Source organism: Campylobacter concisus, assembly GCF_001298465.1.
GTDB lineage: Bacteria > Campylobacterota > Campylobacteria > Campylobacterales > Campylobacteraceae > Campylobacter_A > Campylobacter_A concisus.
On record NZ_CP012541.1, the window covers coordinates 306,571 to 321,196 of the forward strand.

Consider the following 14,626-nt stretch of genomic DNA (forward strand, 5'->3'; position numbering starts at 1 on the left):
TTAATGTATTTAGATAAAAATTTAAAGCTTTAGCTAAGCGTAAAAAGCGCTCTTTTATCAGCATTTAGCTATCATTGCTTAAAAATTTAAGAGAGAAAAATGCATAACCTAAACCAACTTTTTGTCTTTACGAACTCGCGTAAGATTCGTGAATTTAATGCAAGTTTTAATGATGAGCTAATCCCAAAAAGCCTAAGCATTGCCGAGTTTTATAAAAAGATAGTTTATGTAGATGGTAGATTTGAGATTGATAGCACCTATGCTTTAGTGCTTATGAATAGAGCCTGTGCTAGCGTCAAAAAGGCAAACTCTGTTCTTAAAATTCCAACTGAGTTTTTTGAATTTTTGAAAAATAATGACTATCTTTTTTCATTTTTTAAAGAGCTAGCTATTAGTAAAAAGAGTATCGCTGAGATCAAATTTAACGATATTTACGCTGACTTTGAGGAGCATTTAAACATACTTGAAGAGGTTTTAAAAGAGTATGAGAGCTTGCTTGATAGAGAAAATCTCTACGATGATATAACCTTGCCAAAAATTTACTCCATTAATGAAGGCTATATCAGAAGCTTTAGTGAAATTTCACTGCACATAGATGGCATTTTAAGTGAATTTGAGTGGGAAATTTTAGAGAAAATCTCAAAGCTAACTACGCTAAAAATTATCTTTCAAACCAGTGTTTTCAACACAAAGCTAATCAATAAAATAAAACAAATTTCAGCTATTAGCGAGATTGAAAATTACAAAAAATATGAGCTAAATTTAAAGACAAATGAGCTAATTTGCTTAGAAAATATCAAAAAATTTGAGCCAGTTTTAGAAAAGCGATTTGCCACTAGAAGCCTGCAATGTGCCTACGCTATGGCAAAGGCGAGCGAGTTTGTGCGTGATGGAATAAAGCCTGAAAATATCGCTGTCATATTGCCAGATGAGAGTTTTAGTGAAATTTTAAGGCTTAATGATAGCAATAAAATTTTTAACTACGCTATGGGCGAGAGCTTTAAAAATACAAAATTTTATGAAGCGCTTTACTACATCACAAGAGCGATAAACGAAGAGGCAAGACCGGTTTTTGATCAAAGCAAGTGTGAGAGCTACGAGGAGCTTGGCTTTATCTTGAACACGCTTAGCGTAAGTGAAGAGCTTTTTAATAAATTTAAATCAAGCTACTTTGATCTTTATGACTTTGCTAAATTTAAAGAGCTAATAGACGAGCTTTTAATGCTTGAAAATGAGCCAAGATGCGAAGAGAAGCTCGCGCTTGAGCTTTTTAGGATTGAGAATTTATGTAGGTATTTTAGCTTTAGCTTAAAGCAGTTAAGTGAAATTTTTTTGCTAAATATCTCGCGTCTTAGCATCGATGATGTGGGTGGTGGAAAGATCAGTGTCATGGGCATGCTTGAGAGCCGTGGAATGAAATTTGATGGTGTGGTCATAGTTGATTTTAATGATAACTTCATCCCAGCAAGAAGCACAAACGAGATGTTTTTAAACTCGAAAGTGAGGCAAAAAGCAGGGCTTATAAGCTACCTTGAGCGTGAAAATTTGCAGAGATTTTACTACGAAAGCCTTATAAACAATGCCAAAAAGGTCGCCATAAGCTGTGTTTTAAACGAAGAGAGTATTCCTTCAAGATTTTTAAAAAATTTCAAAACAATAAAAGACGAGAAATTTAGTGACGAGGCGTATTTAAAATTATTTTTAAAAGGAAATACAAGCCTAAATTTAAGCGATGATGAGATCATTTTGGAGCATGATTTTTTCACTAAACCGTTATCATTTTCTACACTAAATTTATTTCTAACCTGCCCAAGAAAGTATTATTACGCAAAGATAGCTGGTATAAAAGGAGCAAAAGCAATAGCAACTGAGCCAGGATCTAAGCAAGGAAATAGCGTGCACAAGGCGCTTTATGAATACTACACAAGTGATTTTTATAGACAAAAAAATATATTTGATTTGGCTATTTTTAAAGAAATACTTGCAAAGCAAGATTTTTCTTCGCTTGAGCTTGAGATTTGGTCACAGAAATTTAAAGAATACGCAGAGTTTGAAAATGAACGCTTAAGTGCTGGCTTTAGGGTGCTTGAGTGTGAAAAAGATATAGAGAGTGATTTTTGTGATGTAAAGATAAAAGGCATTATCGATAGGATCGATGCTAGCCCCGATGGTGAACCTTTTATACTTGATTATAAAACTGGTGAGGCAAATGCGAACTCGCTTCAGCTTGCATTTTATGAAGCACTTTATGGTAGCGAGGTAAAAAGTGCTTATTTTGCTCTAAAGAATGAACCTGTGCTTATTAGCTCAAAAAAAGGCGTGGATGATCTAAAGGATGAGATAGAAAATCTAAAGAGCATAAATAACACTAAGATAAATTTTGAAAGAAAGAGCGGAGCTTGTAAATTTTGCGAGTATGCCATACTTTGTAGGAGAGAGTTATGAAAGATTTTTTAGCCCTAAAAGCAAGTGCTGGAAGTGGGAAAACATTCGCTTTAAGCGTTCGTTATATCGCTTTGGTACTTAGAGGCGAAAATATAAACGAGATCATCGCTCTAACCTTCACCAAAAAAGCGGCCAATGAGATGAAAGAGCGCATAATCACAACTTTTTTGGACTTGCAAAACAAAAAAGACGAGCTTGATAAGCTTTGCAAAGAGCTTAGTTTGAGCCAAGGTGAGGTCATAAAAAGACGCGATGAGAAGCTTGATAGATTTTTGCAAAGTGAGCTAAAAATTTATACATTTGATGCATTTTTCTCTGGAATCCTAAAGAAATTTAGTCAAAATTTAGGACTTAGTCCTGATTACAGCGTGCAAGATAGTCTGCAAGATCTGGCGTGGAAAAAATTTGTAAAAGAGGCAAGTAAAGATCAAAAGCTTCTTAGTGAGCTTGCACTCATGATGATCATTTCAAGTCAAAAAGAGGCGAGCTTTTCGCAGACTTTGGCTAAATTTTATGAGAGTTTTGGCGGCGAGCTAAAAGATAGTGGCGCGAGCTATCCAGATGATAGCAAGGTAAGGGCAGCACAAAAGGAGATAAATGAGCATATAGCCTTGCAAAATGGTGCTAGCGATGCGGCTAAAAAGACATTTAATGAGCAAAATTTATTTGAGCTTTTTAAAAATAAGGTCTTTGAAAGAGAGAGCCTAAATTACCGCACTTTTAGCAAAATTTACACAAGTGAGCTTGACGAGCTTTTTGTAAAGCTAAAAGAGGCGGCAAAAGAGTATATTTTAGAGGTTGAAAGATACAGACTTAGCGGTTTTAGCAAGCTCTTAAATGTTTATAAATACTCAAATTTAGAGCTAAACAAAGAGATAAACGCTTTAAGCTTTGCTGATATAAATAAGCTGGTCTTTAAGCTTTTGGTTGAAAATTTTGATAAAGATGTGCTTTATTTTAGGCTTGATGGCAGGATAAATCACCTTTTGATAGATGAGTTTCAAGATACAAATGTGATCCAATATGAGATCATCTTGCCACTTATAACTGAGATCGTTTCAGGATACGGACAAAACGGGCTCGGGAGCTTTTTTTACGTGGGCGACACAAAGCAGAGTATCTATAAATTTAGGGGTGGTAAAAAAGAGCTTTTTGATAAGCTTGGAGAGAAATTTGAGCAAATTTTGGTAGAAAATTTGCCTCGCAACTACCGTAGTTTAAAGGCTTTGGTGAAATTTAATAACGCTGTTTTTGAAGAAATTTATCATAGATATGGGCTTAGCTTTGAGCCACAAGAGCCAGCTAAAAAAGATAAGGAGCTAAGCTACAAAGTAAGTGGCGAGTGTCCTTATTTTGAAGCCGAGGAAGACGACTACGGCTACTTGCGTGTGCTAAGCGATGAAGATATCGCGGGTGCAGCACTTTCACAAGTAAAAGAGCTACTTGCTGCTGGCGTAAATGCAAGTGAGATAACTGTGCTTTGCTGGAAAAATAGTGACATCAGTCTCATCTCAGAGGTGCTTAGCAGTGAGGGGATAAAAAGCGTAAATGAAGGCACCTTGGAGCTAAAGCGAACGCCGTTTGTTGCAGCGATCATCGAGTATGCGAAATTTTGTCTTTTTGGCGAAGAAATTTATGAAAAAAATGTAAAAGCACTCGTAAATACAAATCCTAAAAGGCTAAAAATAAAAGCTGAAGATAGTGCGACAAAAAGCCTATTTTATCTAGCTAAAAATTTATACATAAATATGGCTGATGTTGATATATTAAGGCTTTTTGAGCTAAGTAACGGCTACAAAAATTTAAGCGATTTTATCTTTAATCTTGAAAATTTTAGTTCTAAAATCAGTCCTAAAAATGCTGACGGCGTAAAGATAATGACTGTTCATAAGTCAAAAGGGCTAGAGTTTGCTCACGTGATAGTTTGTGATATGATGAGTAAGGGCAGGGGCGATGACTCAAACTTTATAACAGAATATAACGAAAAAGGCGAGTGGATAGTAAAAAGTAGAATTTCTGGCAGAGAAAATTTTGACCCTGAGTATGCTGGTGTGTTAGAGCAAATAAAAGAGCTTGAGAAGCAAGAAAATATCAATAAAATTTACGTTGCTTTCACTAGGGCTACAAAGTCGCTTATCATCATTAAACAAGCTGCTCCAAGTGGAAATAGTCCTAGCTTTTTTTCTTTTTATACTAGAAGCGATAAAAGCAAAGTAAACGATTATCTTGATCTAAAAGAGTTTAGCTTTGGTAAAATTTTACCTAGCAAGAGTGAGCAAAAAGAGGCAAAAAAAGATGAAAGAATGCCTGAAATTTTAAAGATAGAAAGGCAAGATGTAGAGGCAAGAGAGCAAAAAACGAGCGGTAAAAATTTAGAGGCAATCTATTTTGGTTTAGCGTTTCACTATTTGCTCGAGATGAGTGAGAAATTTGATGAAAAATCGCTTTTAAAAGCTAAGAGTTTAATGCTAAATAAATTTTATAAATTTTTCTCACCTGATAGACTTGAAGATGCCTTTAAACGGGCAAAAATGCTAATAAATGAGCCAAAATTTCTAGAGTGTATAAAAGATAAAGAAATTTACAAAGAGCAGCCATTTAAAGTAAAAAACGAACTAAAACAGATGGACTTATTTTGTATTGGAAAGAGCGAAATTTGTGTGATTGACTATAAAACGACAGATAAAAATATTGAGGAAAATAAAAAACAAGTTGGAGAATACAAAGAGGCATTAAGTAAATTTTATCCAAAGCATAGTATAATCGCCGTCATCTTCTACGCTCTTAATGGAAAAATTTCATATATTGAAGTTTAAATGCTACTTAATTTAAGCTTTATAAAAGCATTGTTTAAATACAATCACAACTCAAAAATTAACTTGGCAAAGGTAAGAAAATGACAAAAATAACAAAGCCAAACGAAGTTAAGCGAGACTGGATCGTTGTTGATGCAGCTGGTAAACGTTTTGGTAGATTGCTAACTGAGGTAGCAGCTATACTTCGTGGCAAAAACAAACCATGCTTCACGCCAAACGTAGATTGTGGCGACTATGTTATCATCATAAATGCTTCAAAAGTAGAATTTACTGGTAATAACAAAGCTGAAGATAAACTTTATCACAGACACTCAGGATACTTTGGTAGCGTAAAGAGTGAAAAATTTGGCGATTTGATAGCAAATAAGCCAGAAAAACTATTTAAATTAGCTGTTCGTGGGATGCTTCCAAAAACTAAACTTGGAAGAGAGATGATAAAAAAACTAAAAGTTTATGCTGGCAGTGAGCATCCTCATACGGCACAAATAGCTAAAAAAGAAGGAAAATAATTATGGCAAAAGTTTATGCAACTGGTAAAAGAAAAACTGCCGTAGCAAAGGTTTGGGTAAAAGCTGGAAGCGGTAAAATCATAGTAAATGGTATGGATCTTAATACTTGGCTTGGTGGACATGAAGCTATAAAGCTTAAAGTAATTCAGCCACTTCTAGTTACTAAACAAGAGAGTTTAATAGATGTAGTAGCTACAACTTTAGGTGGTGGTTATTCAGCACAAGCAGAGGCTTTAAGACACGGTATTTCACGTGCTTTAGCTGATATGGATGCTGATTTTAGAGCAGCACTTAAACCAAAAGGCTTATTAACTAGAGATTCTCGTGTTGTTGAACGTAAGAAATTTGGTAGAAGAAAGGCAAGAAGAAGCCCACAATTCTCTAAACGTTAATGAATTTTTGCAAGTGCTTTTGCATTTGCAAAATTTAAGTTGTGTAAATTTTAAATTTACATTGTTAATTAAATTATGATTTAGAGTCGGTTAAATTTTATTCAGTTAAAATGTAACCACTTTAAAATAAATCCTAAGAAAGGAATTCTAAATATGAAAAAGATTGCTTTAGCTATGGTTGCCGCAACAGCGGTTTTTGCGTCTAACGCAGCATACAATTATGAAGTTACCCCAACTATTGGTGGCGTTCACCCAGAGGGAAATTTACGTGTAAAAGATCACAACTTCGTTGGTGTTAGAGCTGCTAGAAATCTTGAAGATTTTTTCTTTGATCAAGTAGAGCTTGGTGTTGATTACACTCAAAAAGCAAAAGAAAAAACAGGTAGCTTAACAAGAGAAGGAAGAGTTCTTAGATATCATGCAAATCTTGTAAAAGATATAGTTGATTTTGGCCCAGTTAGTCTATATGGCTTAGTTGGCGCTGGATATGAAGATGTTCCAGCTATTTTTGTTAAAAATGAAGATGGCGGTTTTGGCCAATATGGTTTTGGCTTAAGATATCAAGTAACTGATAGATTTGCTCTTAAAGCAGAAGCAAGAGATGCTATCAAATTTGAACATGCTGATCATAACCTATTTTATTCACTAGGCTTTGGTATCGGTCTTGATTCAAAAGCAGCTCCAGTTGTGGCAGCAGCTCCAGTTGTAGCAGCAACTCCAGCAGCAACTCCAGTTCTTGATGATGATAATGATGGCGTACCAAACGATATAGATCAATGCCCTAACACTCCAGCTGGCGTAGTTGTTGATGAAAGAGGATGCGAGAAAGTTATCGTTCTTAGAGATCTAGATGTTAACTTTGCATTTGATAGCTACAAAGTTGGACCAAAATACGCAGCTGAGATCAAAAAAGTAGCTGACTTTATGGGCGAACACCCAGATTATAAAGTTGTACTTGCTGGTCACACTGATAGCGTAGGCGCAGAAGCTTATAACCAAAAACTATCTGAAAAAAGAGCAAAAGCAGTAGCTGATGTTCTTGCTGGCTATGGTGTAAGCGAGGATAAAATTTCAACAGTTGGCTACGGTGAGCTTAAGCCAATTGCTACAAATAAAACTAAAGAAGGCCGCGCGCAAAATAGACGCGTTGAAGCTACTTTCAATAAATAATCTTATTATTTAAGGTTACTTCTTTTAGGGGCTTAGCTTCGGCTAGGCCCTTTTTTATTTCTACGGAGAAAATAATGAAAAAAACCATACTTTTTGATTTGGACGGTACGCTTATTGATTCTACTTCTGCTATTTTAAAAGGATTTGATAGAGCTTTTTTATCCCATGGTAAAAAAGAGCCAGACCATAATGTATTAAAGTCTTTGGTTGGTCATCCGCTTGAAATAATGTTTGAAAGACTTGGTGCAAGCAAAAATTTAATTGATAGCTATATAAAAGAATATAAAGCTTGCTACGAAAAAATTTACCTTGATGAGACGGTACTCTTAGATTATGCAAATGAAGCATTGAAGGAGGCAAGTAGCTTTGCTGATGTAAGTATAGTTACTACTAAAACTTCAAAATTTTCTATTATCTTACTTGAGCATTTAGGGGTTATGAAATATATAAAAACTGTTATTGGAAGAGACGATGTTACTAATCCAAAACCAAATCCAGAGCCTATAAATTTGGCTCTAAATAGACTTAATAAAGATAAAAATAATGCATTTATGGTAGGTGATACCATTATGGATCTAATGGCTGCACAAGCCGCTTTTATTACAGGCGTGGGTCTAACTTGTGGATATGGTCAAAAGAGTGATTTAGAGAAATTTAGTAAACATATTTTCTCAAATCCATTTGAAGCCGTTAGCTTTATAAAAGAAGTTTGACAATTTAATATCCTCAAACTGCTTATACTTTAAATTAAATTCAATCTAACGTTTAGCTTGCTTGGCTATAAAATTTACTCCAAAATTTATTACCTTTGTTTGGTACAAAATCTTTTTAAAGTATTCATTATGAATTTTTAACATCTAAATTACTTAAATTGATTTTCTTAAAAGCCTACTTTCATAGTAAATCTATCTTATTTAAAATATGAAAATTTATCTAAAAATTAGCTAACTTCTAGGAGATCATAGATTTAAGACCCTAGCCACCTTTAGAGCGCTTGCAAATGCAAAATGTAAGTTATATCCGCCAAGCATGCCAGTGATTTCCAAGACTTCACCAATAAAATAAAGCCCATTAACGTTAGAAGCTTGTAAATTTTCATCTAAAAATTTACTCTTTACGCCACCTTTTGTAACTTCCGCTCTTTCAAAGCCAAATGTCCCAGCTGGGGCAAATTCATAAGCAAAAAGCCTTTTTATGATTTGTCTCTCATTGTCATTAAATTCATAAAAGGCTCTGTCTTTTAAGCCAAAATTTCTTAAAAATTCTAGCACAAACCTCTTTGGTAAGGGCAAAACCGAGCTAAGCTGCTTTTTGCCATCTATTAAATTTTTCTCACTAAATTTGGATAAAAAATTTATGCAAATTCGCCCCTTTTGCCAAAATAGCGAGGCATTTAGTATCGCTGGTCCGCTTATGCCCCTATGTGTAAAAAGTAAGTCCCCACTAAATTTATGGCTTTCATTTTTACTATTTATCTCCACTTCGGCGTTTAGGCTAACACCACTAAGTTCTTTAAACCAAAACTCATCTTTTTGCACGCTAAATCCAACAAGTGCAGGTGCAAGAGCTGATGTTTCAATGCCAAAATCATTTGCTATTTTATAGCCAATGTCACTTGCGCCAAGAGCTTTGTAGCTTAGTCCGCCACTTGCGATGACTAAATTTCTAGCTCTAAATTTCTCATCTTTTGTCAAAATTTCAAAAATTCCATCTACTTTTTTAGCGCCAAGAACCTCTTTGTTATAAAAAATATCTGCATTTTGCCTTTTTAAAAGTACGCTCAAGACACTCTTTGCGCTGCTATCGCAGAAAAATTGATTTTGCTTTTGCTCGCTAAATTTAAGCTCGCAAAAAAAATTTAAAACTTGATCTGGAGTCAGTACTTTTAAAATTTGCTCTATAAATTTTTGCTCACCAAGGTAGTTTTTAGCGCTTATAAAGCGGTTTGTGATGTTGCATCTACCTCCGCCACTTGCTAGAATCTTTTTGCCAGCGCTGCTATTTTTCTCTAAAATCGCAACCTTTTTACCCTTTAAATTTGTCCCTAAAAAGAGCCCACTAGCGCCAGCACCAATTATGATGACGTCGTAGATCAAAACTTCAAACTCTCTTTTAAAGCCGCCTCGCTTGTAAGGCGAGAGTCAAATTTTATCACTTGATTTTTCTCGTTTTTGTAATAATCGACTACACCTTTTTGTCTGTTTAGCAGCTCTAAATTTAAGCTAACTTCAGGACTTAGATAGATGTTCTTAAAAATTCTTGGATCGCTTAAGCTAAAGAGCAAAACAAGCCATATCACGCAAAGTACTACGCAGATGATGGCGAGTACTTTAAAGCCAAAGGCATGCAAGATGTATCCACCAAACGCACCTCCAATAAAGCTTCCCAGATAACCAAATGAATTAAATACACCAAGGGCTGAGCCTTTTTGTGAGGATTTTACAAATTTTGTTGCGGTTGATTGCATGATGGGCTCGTGAAGGTTAAATCCTATAAAAAATATAGCAACTCCCAAAACGAAGATAAAAAGTGTAAAGCTAATGGCAAAAATAGTGTAGGTTAGGGCAAAAAGTAGCGTACCAGCTATTAAGATAACCTTGCTAAGTCCCTTGCCATCGCCAAGGGCACCAGCTAGCCCCATAGCCAAAAAGCCAAGTACGGCACCAAGTGTATAGACCTTGTAAAGCTCACTACTTTCGTAACCATACTCTTTTACCAAAACGATAGGGATCACCAAAAATGCGATGCTTGCTAGCATCTTTTGCATAAAAGAGGTGAAATTTATGATCATGTAGTCTTTTTGTAAAAAAAGCTTACCAAATGGCACTTTTTCACTTTTAGCACTCACTTTTATCTCTTTTGGTACAACGGTGTAAAGAAGTACAATGCAAAGTAGGCTAAGAGCGGCACTTAGGTAAAAGAGGCTTGAAAGTCCATAGTCTTTGGCAAGAAGCGGCCCAAGCACCATAGAAAGTGTGAAACTAAGCCCTATAAAAGCACCCATTATCGCCATAGCTTTTGAGCGTTTTTCTTCTGTTATATAGTCACTTATCATCGCAGTTGCAACTGCTCCGATAGCACCTACGCCTTGTAAAAATCTACCAAATAGCATGGTAAAAATATCGCTTGTAAGTGCACAAATTATTGAGCCGATGATAAAAACCAAAAGTCCGATCGTTAATGTCTTTTTGCGTCCTATCCTATCAGAGAGTGCTCCAAAAGGCACTTGAAATATCATCTGTGAGATCGCATAGACGCCTACTATTAGCCCTACTAAAAACTCGTTTGCTCCGCGTAAATTTAAGGCATAAAGGCTAAGCACTGGCAAAACTATAAAAAGACCTAAAAATCTGCTTGCTATGATAAAAGATAATGGTAAAACGCTTTTTAACATAAAATTTTCCTTATTTTTAAAAGGACTAAGTTTATCATTTTAACGCTAATTTAAATTTAAAAATTTAATCTACTTTTTTGTAAAATACGCCCAAAAATCAAGGAGCTCTTGCAATGAAGATCGTGCTTGCGACATCAAATTTAGACAAAGTAAAAGAAATAAAAGAGTTTTTAAAAGGCTATGAAATTTACGCCTTAAGCGAGATTGTAAAGCCATTTGAGATCGTTGAAGATGGCAGTAGCTTTCAGCAAAATGCACTCATAAAGTCAAGAGCCGTCTTTGCAAAGCTTAAAGAGCATGGGCTTGATAATGAGTTTATCGCTCTTAGCGATGATAGTGGCATTAGCGTGGATGCACTTGGTGGTGAGCCAGGGATCTACTCTGCACGCTACTTTGATCTTGATGAAAATGGCAAGGTATGCGGTAAAAACGCAAATGACGCAAACAACAGAGCAAAACTCATTAGCAAGCTAAAGGCGCTAAATTTAAAGAGTTCACCAGCTCACTACACCGCCTGTATCGCTATTAGCTCGAAATTTGGCGACTACACGACGCATGGCTTTATGTATGGCAAAGCGATAGATGAGGAGCGCGGTAACAACGGCTTTGGCTACGACGCGCTCTTTACCCCAGATGGCTTTACTAAGACGCTTGGCGAGCTAGATAATGAGACGAAGCTTAAAATTTCTCACCGTTCAAAGGGACTTGAGCTTGCAAATTTTGTGCTAAAAAGTCTAAAGAAAAACTTTAGTTAAGCTCTTTTAGTCCTTTGTTGGCTCGCTCTAAAAGATCCCGTGCTCGAGGATTTTGCTCTTTGCCATTTAAAATTTCAAGCACTTTTTTGTAGTTTTGGGTAGCTTCGTCCTTTTGATTAAGCTTTGCTAGGTCGTTAGCAAGCTCTACTAAAAGCTCTGATCGCACAAGCTCGTTGCCACTTAACTCCGGCGTGATATCAAGTAAATTTAGCGCTAAAAGGTGGTTTTCGTGGGCTTTGTCAAAGTCGTTTTTTAGGTAGTAGGCGCTAGCGATGCCTTTTATACAGATGAGTTCGTCGTTCATTGGGGCATTTGGCGCGTTGTCATAAATTTTTAGAGCTTCTTGAAAATTAGCAAGTGCTTCGTCGTATCTGCCTAGCGCCTTTTGTGCCGCACCTAGGCTATGATAAGAGCGAGCTAGTAGCAGCTTGTCGCTAACGTTTGCCGCAAGCTCTAGGGCTCTTTGTGAGAGCTCTAACGCCTTTTGTGGCTCTTTATTTACCATGCAAATGCTAGCGCTATTTATGAGCGAAGTGATCGCCTGCTCGGTGTTGCCCTCTTTTAAGCAGAAATCAGTCGCTTGCTCGGCTAAATTTATGGCTCTCTCCAAATTTCTATCGCTTTTATAAAACTCCCTCACACTCTCTTGTATTAGCTCGTCACAGCTACTTGCAAAGAGGCAAATAGGCGCTAAAAATGGCAAAATTTTCTTCATGTTTTTACCTTTAAATTTCGAGCTATTGTAGCGATTAAAAGCAAATTTTGTTCAGTATTGCCTCATAAATCATTATTATTTCTTGGTAAATAAACTTGTGACATTATTTTTATGTCTTCTTCTGGATTTTCGATTTGAGTATCAATTATCTGCCTCATTAGCGCCATGCAAAATTTCATACCCATCTCTTCTGCGATTATATCTTTTAGATAAATATTTGTTATTTCATTGTATTCACTGGGAAATTTAACAGAAAAATAAGTCATTTTTTTCTTTTTTACTTCCCATATTCTATATTTGACCTCTGATTTATCATCAATTTTATATTCTTTTGCCTTGATGAGAAATTTATTTATTTGCCCAGCCTTATCCCAAGTGGCAAGACTTTTATTTATATATACTTCATCCCATGTGTCAAAAATAGGAAAGTGCAATAAGAGGTTTCTAATAAAACTAAATAGATCATCGGCAATCAATCCTTCAAAAAAAGGTCGTCCTCCTTTTTTCATCCACTTTAAATATTCTTTAATTGGTTCATAATTAGAAATCTCTTTAAATACCGAAAATGCTTCTCTGAGTCTATAAAATCTAAAGCATGGCTCTTGAGTTTTAAAATTTTTATTAGAAATTTCATCATATAAAAAATAGAATCTATTATAAAAAAGAGTTAATGCTTCTACCTCTTTTTTATTCGGTCTTTGCTTGCCATTTTCAATCATTGGTGTCTCTTTTTGTGTCCTCTTGCCAGGCGCTAATCCATCCAAGTTTTTTAAATCGGTTGCGATATTTTTCTAGATTTAAATATGTTGATTATACCTAAAACAGCTAACTTAATAATGTATCGTTGTACGCTTTAGAATAAATTTAGGCACTCAAATTTTAGCGACAAAATTAAACCTAAAAAATTTAAGCTTATTTATTATACAGCCCATCTCAAACTAAAAAATAGAATCTGAGAGAAAATTCATCGTGCGTTGTCAGGAGGTAAATTTAATTTTCTGCCGCCGGCAATTGATATGCTACTTATCTGTGTTAGTGCTATCTGCTTTTTATCTTTCTTGTTAGACTTTGTGCTGGCCATAGCCAACTTTATAATCAATAGCACCCCGTCTCTTAAAATTCATCTTAAATTTGCTAAAATCACTAAAATTTAAAGGAGCTTAAATGTCAAATATCTTAATCATAGGCGCGGGCGGCGTGAGCCAAGTCGCGACCGTAAAATGCGCGATGAACGCGGACGTTTTTAGCAAGATCACTCTTGCAAGCCGCACAAAAAGCAAATGCGACGCGATCGCCAAATTTATCAAAGACCGCCTAGGCGTGCAAATTGACACCGCCCAGATCGACGCGGACGACACCGATGCCGTAGTCGCGCTCATCAAAAATACGGGTGCCGATTTACTTTTAAATGTCGCGCTGCCTTATCAAGACCTAACCCTCATGGACGCGTGCTCTCGCGCCGGCATCCCATACATCGACACCGCAAACTACGAGCACCCCGATACCGCTAAATTTGAATACAAATTGCAGTGGGCAAAAGACGAGGATTTTAAAAAGGCGGGCACCATGGCGCTTCTTGGCTCTGGCTTTGATCCGGGCGTGACGAACGTATTTTGCGCCTATGCGCAGCAAAATCTCTTTGACGAGATCCACGAGATCGACATCCTAGACTGCAACGCGGGCGATCACGGCTATCCGTTCGCGACGAATTTCAACCCAGAAATCAACCTGCGCGAAGTGAGCGCAAAAGGCCGCTACTGGGAGCGCGGCGAGTGGAAAGAGACCGAACCGATGGAAATAATGTTTAAATGGGACTACCCGAAAGTCGGCGTCAAGGACAGCTACCTGCTCTATCACGAGGAGCTTGAAAGCTTAGTAAAAAACATCAAAGGGCTGAAGAGAATCCGCTTTTTCATGACATTCGGACAGAGCTACCTCACACATATGAAATGCCTAGAAAACGTCGGCATGCTGCGTATAGACGAGGTCGAGCATAACGGCGTCAAGATCGTGCCGATTCAATTTTTAAAGACGCTTTTGCCTGATCCTGCGAGCCTCGGCCCTCGCACGAAAGGCAAAACAAACATCGGCTGCGTTATCCGCGGTCTAAAAGATGGCAAAGAGCGCCAGGTCTACATCTACAACGTCTGCGACCACGAGGCTTGCTACGCCGAGACGGGCGCGCAGGCCGTGAGCTACACGACGGGCGTGCCCGCGATGATCGGATCGATGATGGTCGCAAAGGGTATCTGGAGCGGTAAAGGCGTCTTTAACATGGAAAATTTCGATGCCAAGCCTTTCATGGACGAGCTAAATAAACAGGGCTTGCCGTGGGAGATGATCGAAATGAAGCCTGGCGAGAGGTATGAAGTCTAAATTTAGGCTTGTCTTTTTCTACTTATACTTCGTTGAAATTTGATTTTTATGCTC

The 14,626-nt window shown here is 36.8% G+C and carries 12 protein-coding genes; 8 read left to right on the forward strand and 4 right to left on the reverse strand.

The features are described 5' to 3' along the window. Positions 1-99 precede the first annotated feature (99 nt). The 6 genes from CCON33237_RS01545 (at position 100) to CCON33237_RS01570 (ending at position 8,045) form a co-directional block, all read left to right on the forward strand. Positions 100-2,445, forward strand: a complete 2,346-nt coding sequence (locus tag CCON33237_RS01545; RefSeq protein WP_054196098.1) for a PD-(D/E)XK nuclease family protein — start codon at positions 100-102, stop codon at positions 2,443-2,445. Continuing rightward, positions 2,442-5,261 (forward strand): RecB-like helicase, encoded by a 2,820-nt coding sequence (locus tag CCON33237_RS01550; RefSeq protein ID WP_054196099.1) that lies wholly within the window; start codon positions 2,442-2,444, stop codon positions 5,259-5,261. The genes CCON33237_RS01545 and CCON33237_RS01550 overlap by 4 nt, the downstream gene beginning before the upstream one ends. A gap of 80 nt (positions 5,262-5,341) precedes the next feature. Continuing rightward, positions 5,342-5,770: a 50S ribosomal protein L13 gene (rplM, locus tag CCON33237_RS01555; RefSeq protein ID WP_054196100.1), complete on the forward strand. Its 429-nt coding sequence runs from the start codon at positions 5,342-5,344 to the stop codon at positions 5,768-5,770. Between the two features lie 2 nt (positions 5,771-5,772). Continuing rightward, the gene (rpsI, locus tag CCON33237_RS01560) at positions 5,773-6,162 is read left to right on the forward strand and encodes a 30S ribosomal protein S9 (RefSeq protein ID WP_054196101.1); all 390 of its coding nucleotides are present in this window, start codon (positions 5,773-5,775) and stop codon (positions 6,160-6,162) included. Between the two features lie 153 nt (positions 6,163-6,315). Next, positions 6,316-7,332 carry an OmpA family protein gene (locus CCON33237_RS01565; RefSeq protein ID WP_054196102.1) on the forward strand — a complete coding sequence of 339 codons (1,017 nt, stop codon included), beginning with the start codon at positions 6,316-6,318 and terminating at the stop codon, positions 7,330-7,332. Between the two features lie 74 nt (positions 7,333-7,406). Then, a complete protein-coding gene (locus tag CCON33237_RS01570) occupies positions 7,407-8,045 on the forward strand; it encodes an HAD family hydrolase (protein WP_054196103.1) in 639 nt (212 codons plus the stop codon). Between the two features lie 246 nt (positions 8,046-8,291). Here CCON33237_RS01570 and CCON33237_RS01575 read toward each other — a convergent pair whose 3' ends face one another. Together CCON33237_RS01575 and CCON33237_RS01580 are read right to left on the reverse strand one after the other, a co-directional pair. Further along, complete coding sequence (locus CCON33237_RS01575; RefSeq protein WP_054196104.1) at positions 8,292-9,428, reverse strand: BaiN/RdsA family NAD(P)/FAD-dependent oxidoreductase; 1,137 nt, start codon at positions 9,426-9,428, stop codon at positions 8,292-8,294. Continuing rightward, positions 9,425-10,726, reverse strand: a complete 1,302-nt coding sequence (locus tag CCON33237_RS01580; RefSeq protein WP_054196105.1) for an MFS transporter — start codon at positions 10,724-10,726, stop codon at positions 9,425-9,427. The genes CCON33237_RS01575 and CCON33237_RS01580 overlap by 4 nt, the downstream gene beginning before the upstream one ends. 113 nt (positions 10,727-10,839) lie before the next feature. Here CCON33237_RS01580 and CCON33237_RS01585 point away from each other — a divergent pair, with 113 nt between their 5' ends. Then, entirely contained in the window at positions 10,840-11,481 is a 642-nt protein-coding gene (locus tag CCON33237_RS01585) for a non-canonical purine NTP pyrophosphatase (protein WP_054196106.1), read from the forward strand. Here CCON33237_RS01585 and CCON33237_RS01590 read toward each other — a convergent pair. Both CCON33237_RS01590 and CCON33237_RS01595 read right to left on the reverse strand, forming a co-directional pair. Then, positions 11,474-12,196 carry a tetratricopeptide repeat protein gene (locus CCON33237_RS01590; RefSeq protein WP_054196107.1) on the reverse strand — a complete coding sequence of 241 codons (723 nt, stop codon included), beginning with the start codon at positions 12,194-12,196 and terminating at the stop codon, positions 11,474-11,476. The genes CCON33237_RS01585 and CCON33237_RS01590 overlap by 8 nt on opposite strands. Positions 12,197-12,258: 62 nt before the next feature. After that, positions 12,259-12,915, reverse strand: a complete 657-nt coding sequence (locus tag CCON33237_RS01595) for a hypothetical protein (protein ID WP_054196108.1) — start codon at positions 12,913-12,915, stop codon at positions 12,259-12,261. Between the two features lie 445 nt (positions 12,916-13,360). Between CCON33237_RS01595 and CCON33237_RS01600 the strand changes: the two genes are divergently transcribed. Continuing rightward, a complete protein-coding gene (locus tag CCON33237_RS01600; RefSeq protein ID WP_054196109.1) occupies positions 13,361-14,572 on the forward strand; it encodes a saccharopine dehydrogenase family protein in 1,212 nt (403 codons plus the stop codon). Positions 14,573-14,626: the final 54 nt, after the last annotated feature.

Coding starts and splice junctions, on each gene's coding strand:
- CCON33237_RS01545 (WP_054196098.1), top strand. CDS start 100: ATGCATAACCTAAACCAACTTTTTGTCTTTACGAACTCGCGTAAGATT.
- rplM (WP_054196100.1), top strand. CDS start 5,342: ATGACAAAAATAACAAAGCCAAACGAAGTTAAGCGAGACTGGATCGTT.
- CCON33237_RS01565 (WP_054196102.1), top strand. CDS start 6,316: ATGAAAAAGATTGCTTTAGCTATGGTTGCCGCAACAGCGGTTTTTGCG.
- CCON33237_RS01585 (WP_054196106.1), top strand. CDS start 10,840: ATGAAGATCGTGCTTGCGACATCAAATTTAGACAAAGTAAAAGAAATA.
- CCON33237_RS01600 (WP_054196109.1), top strand. CDS start 13,361: ATGTCAAATATCTTAATCATAGGCGCGGGCGGCGTGAGCCAAGTCGCG.
- rpsI (WP_054196101.1), top strand. CDS start 5,773: ATGGCAAAAGTTTATGCAACTGGTAAAAGAAAAACTGCCGTAGCAAAG.
- CCON33237_RS01550 (WP_054196099.1), top strand. CDS start 2,442: ATGAAAGATTTTTTAGCCCTAAAAGCAAGTGCTGGAAGTGGGAAAACA.
- CCON33237_RS01595 (WP_054196108.1), bottom strand. CDS start 12,915: ATGATTGAAAATGGCAAGCAAAGACCGAATAAAAAAGAGGTAGAAGCA.
- CCON33237_RS01570 (WP_054196103.1), top strand. CDS start 7,407: ATGAAAAAAACCATACTTTTTGATTTGGACGGTACGCTTATTGATTCT.
- CCON33237_RS01590 (WP_054196107.1), bottom strand. CDS start 12,196: ATGAAGAAAATTTTGCCATTTTTAGCGCCTATTTGCCTCTTTGCAAGT.
- CCON33237_RS01580 (WP_054196105.1), bottom strand. CDS start 10,726: ATGTTAAAAAGCGTTTTACCATTATCTTTTATCATAGCAAGCAGATTT.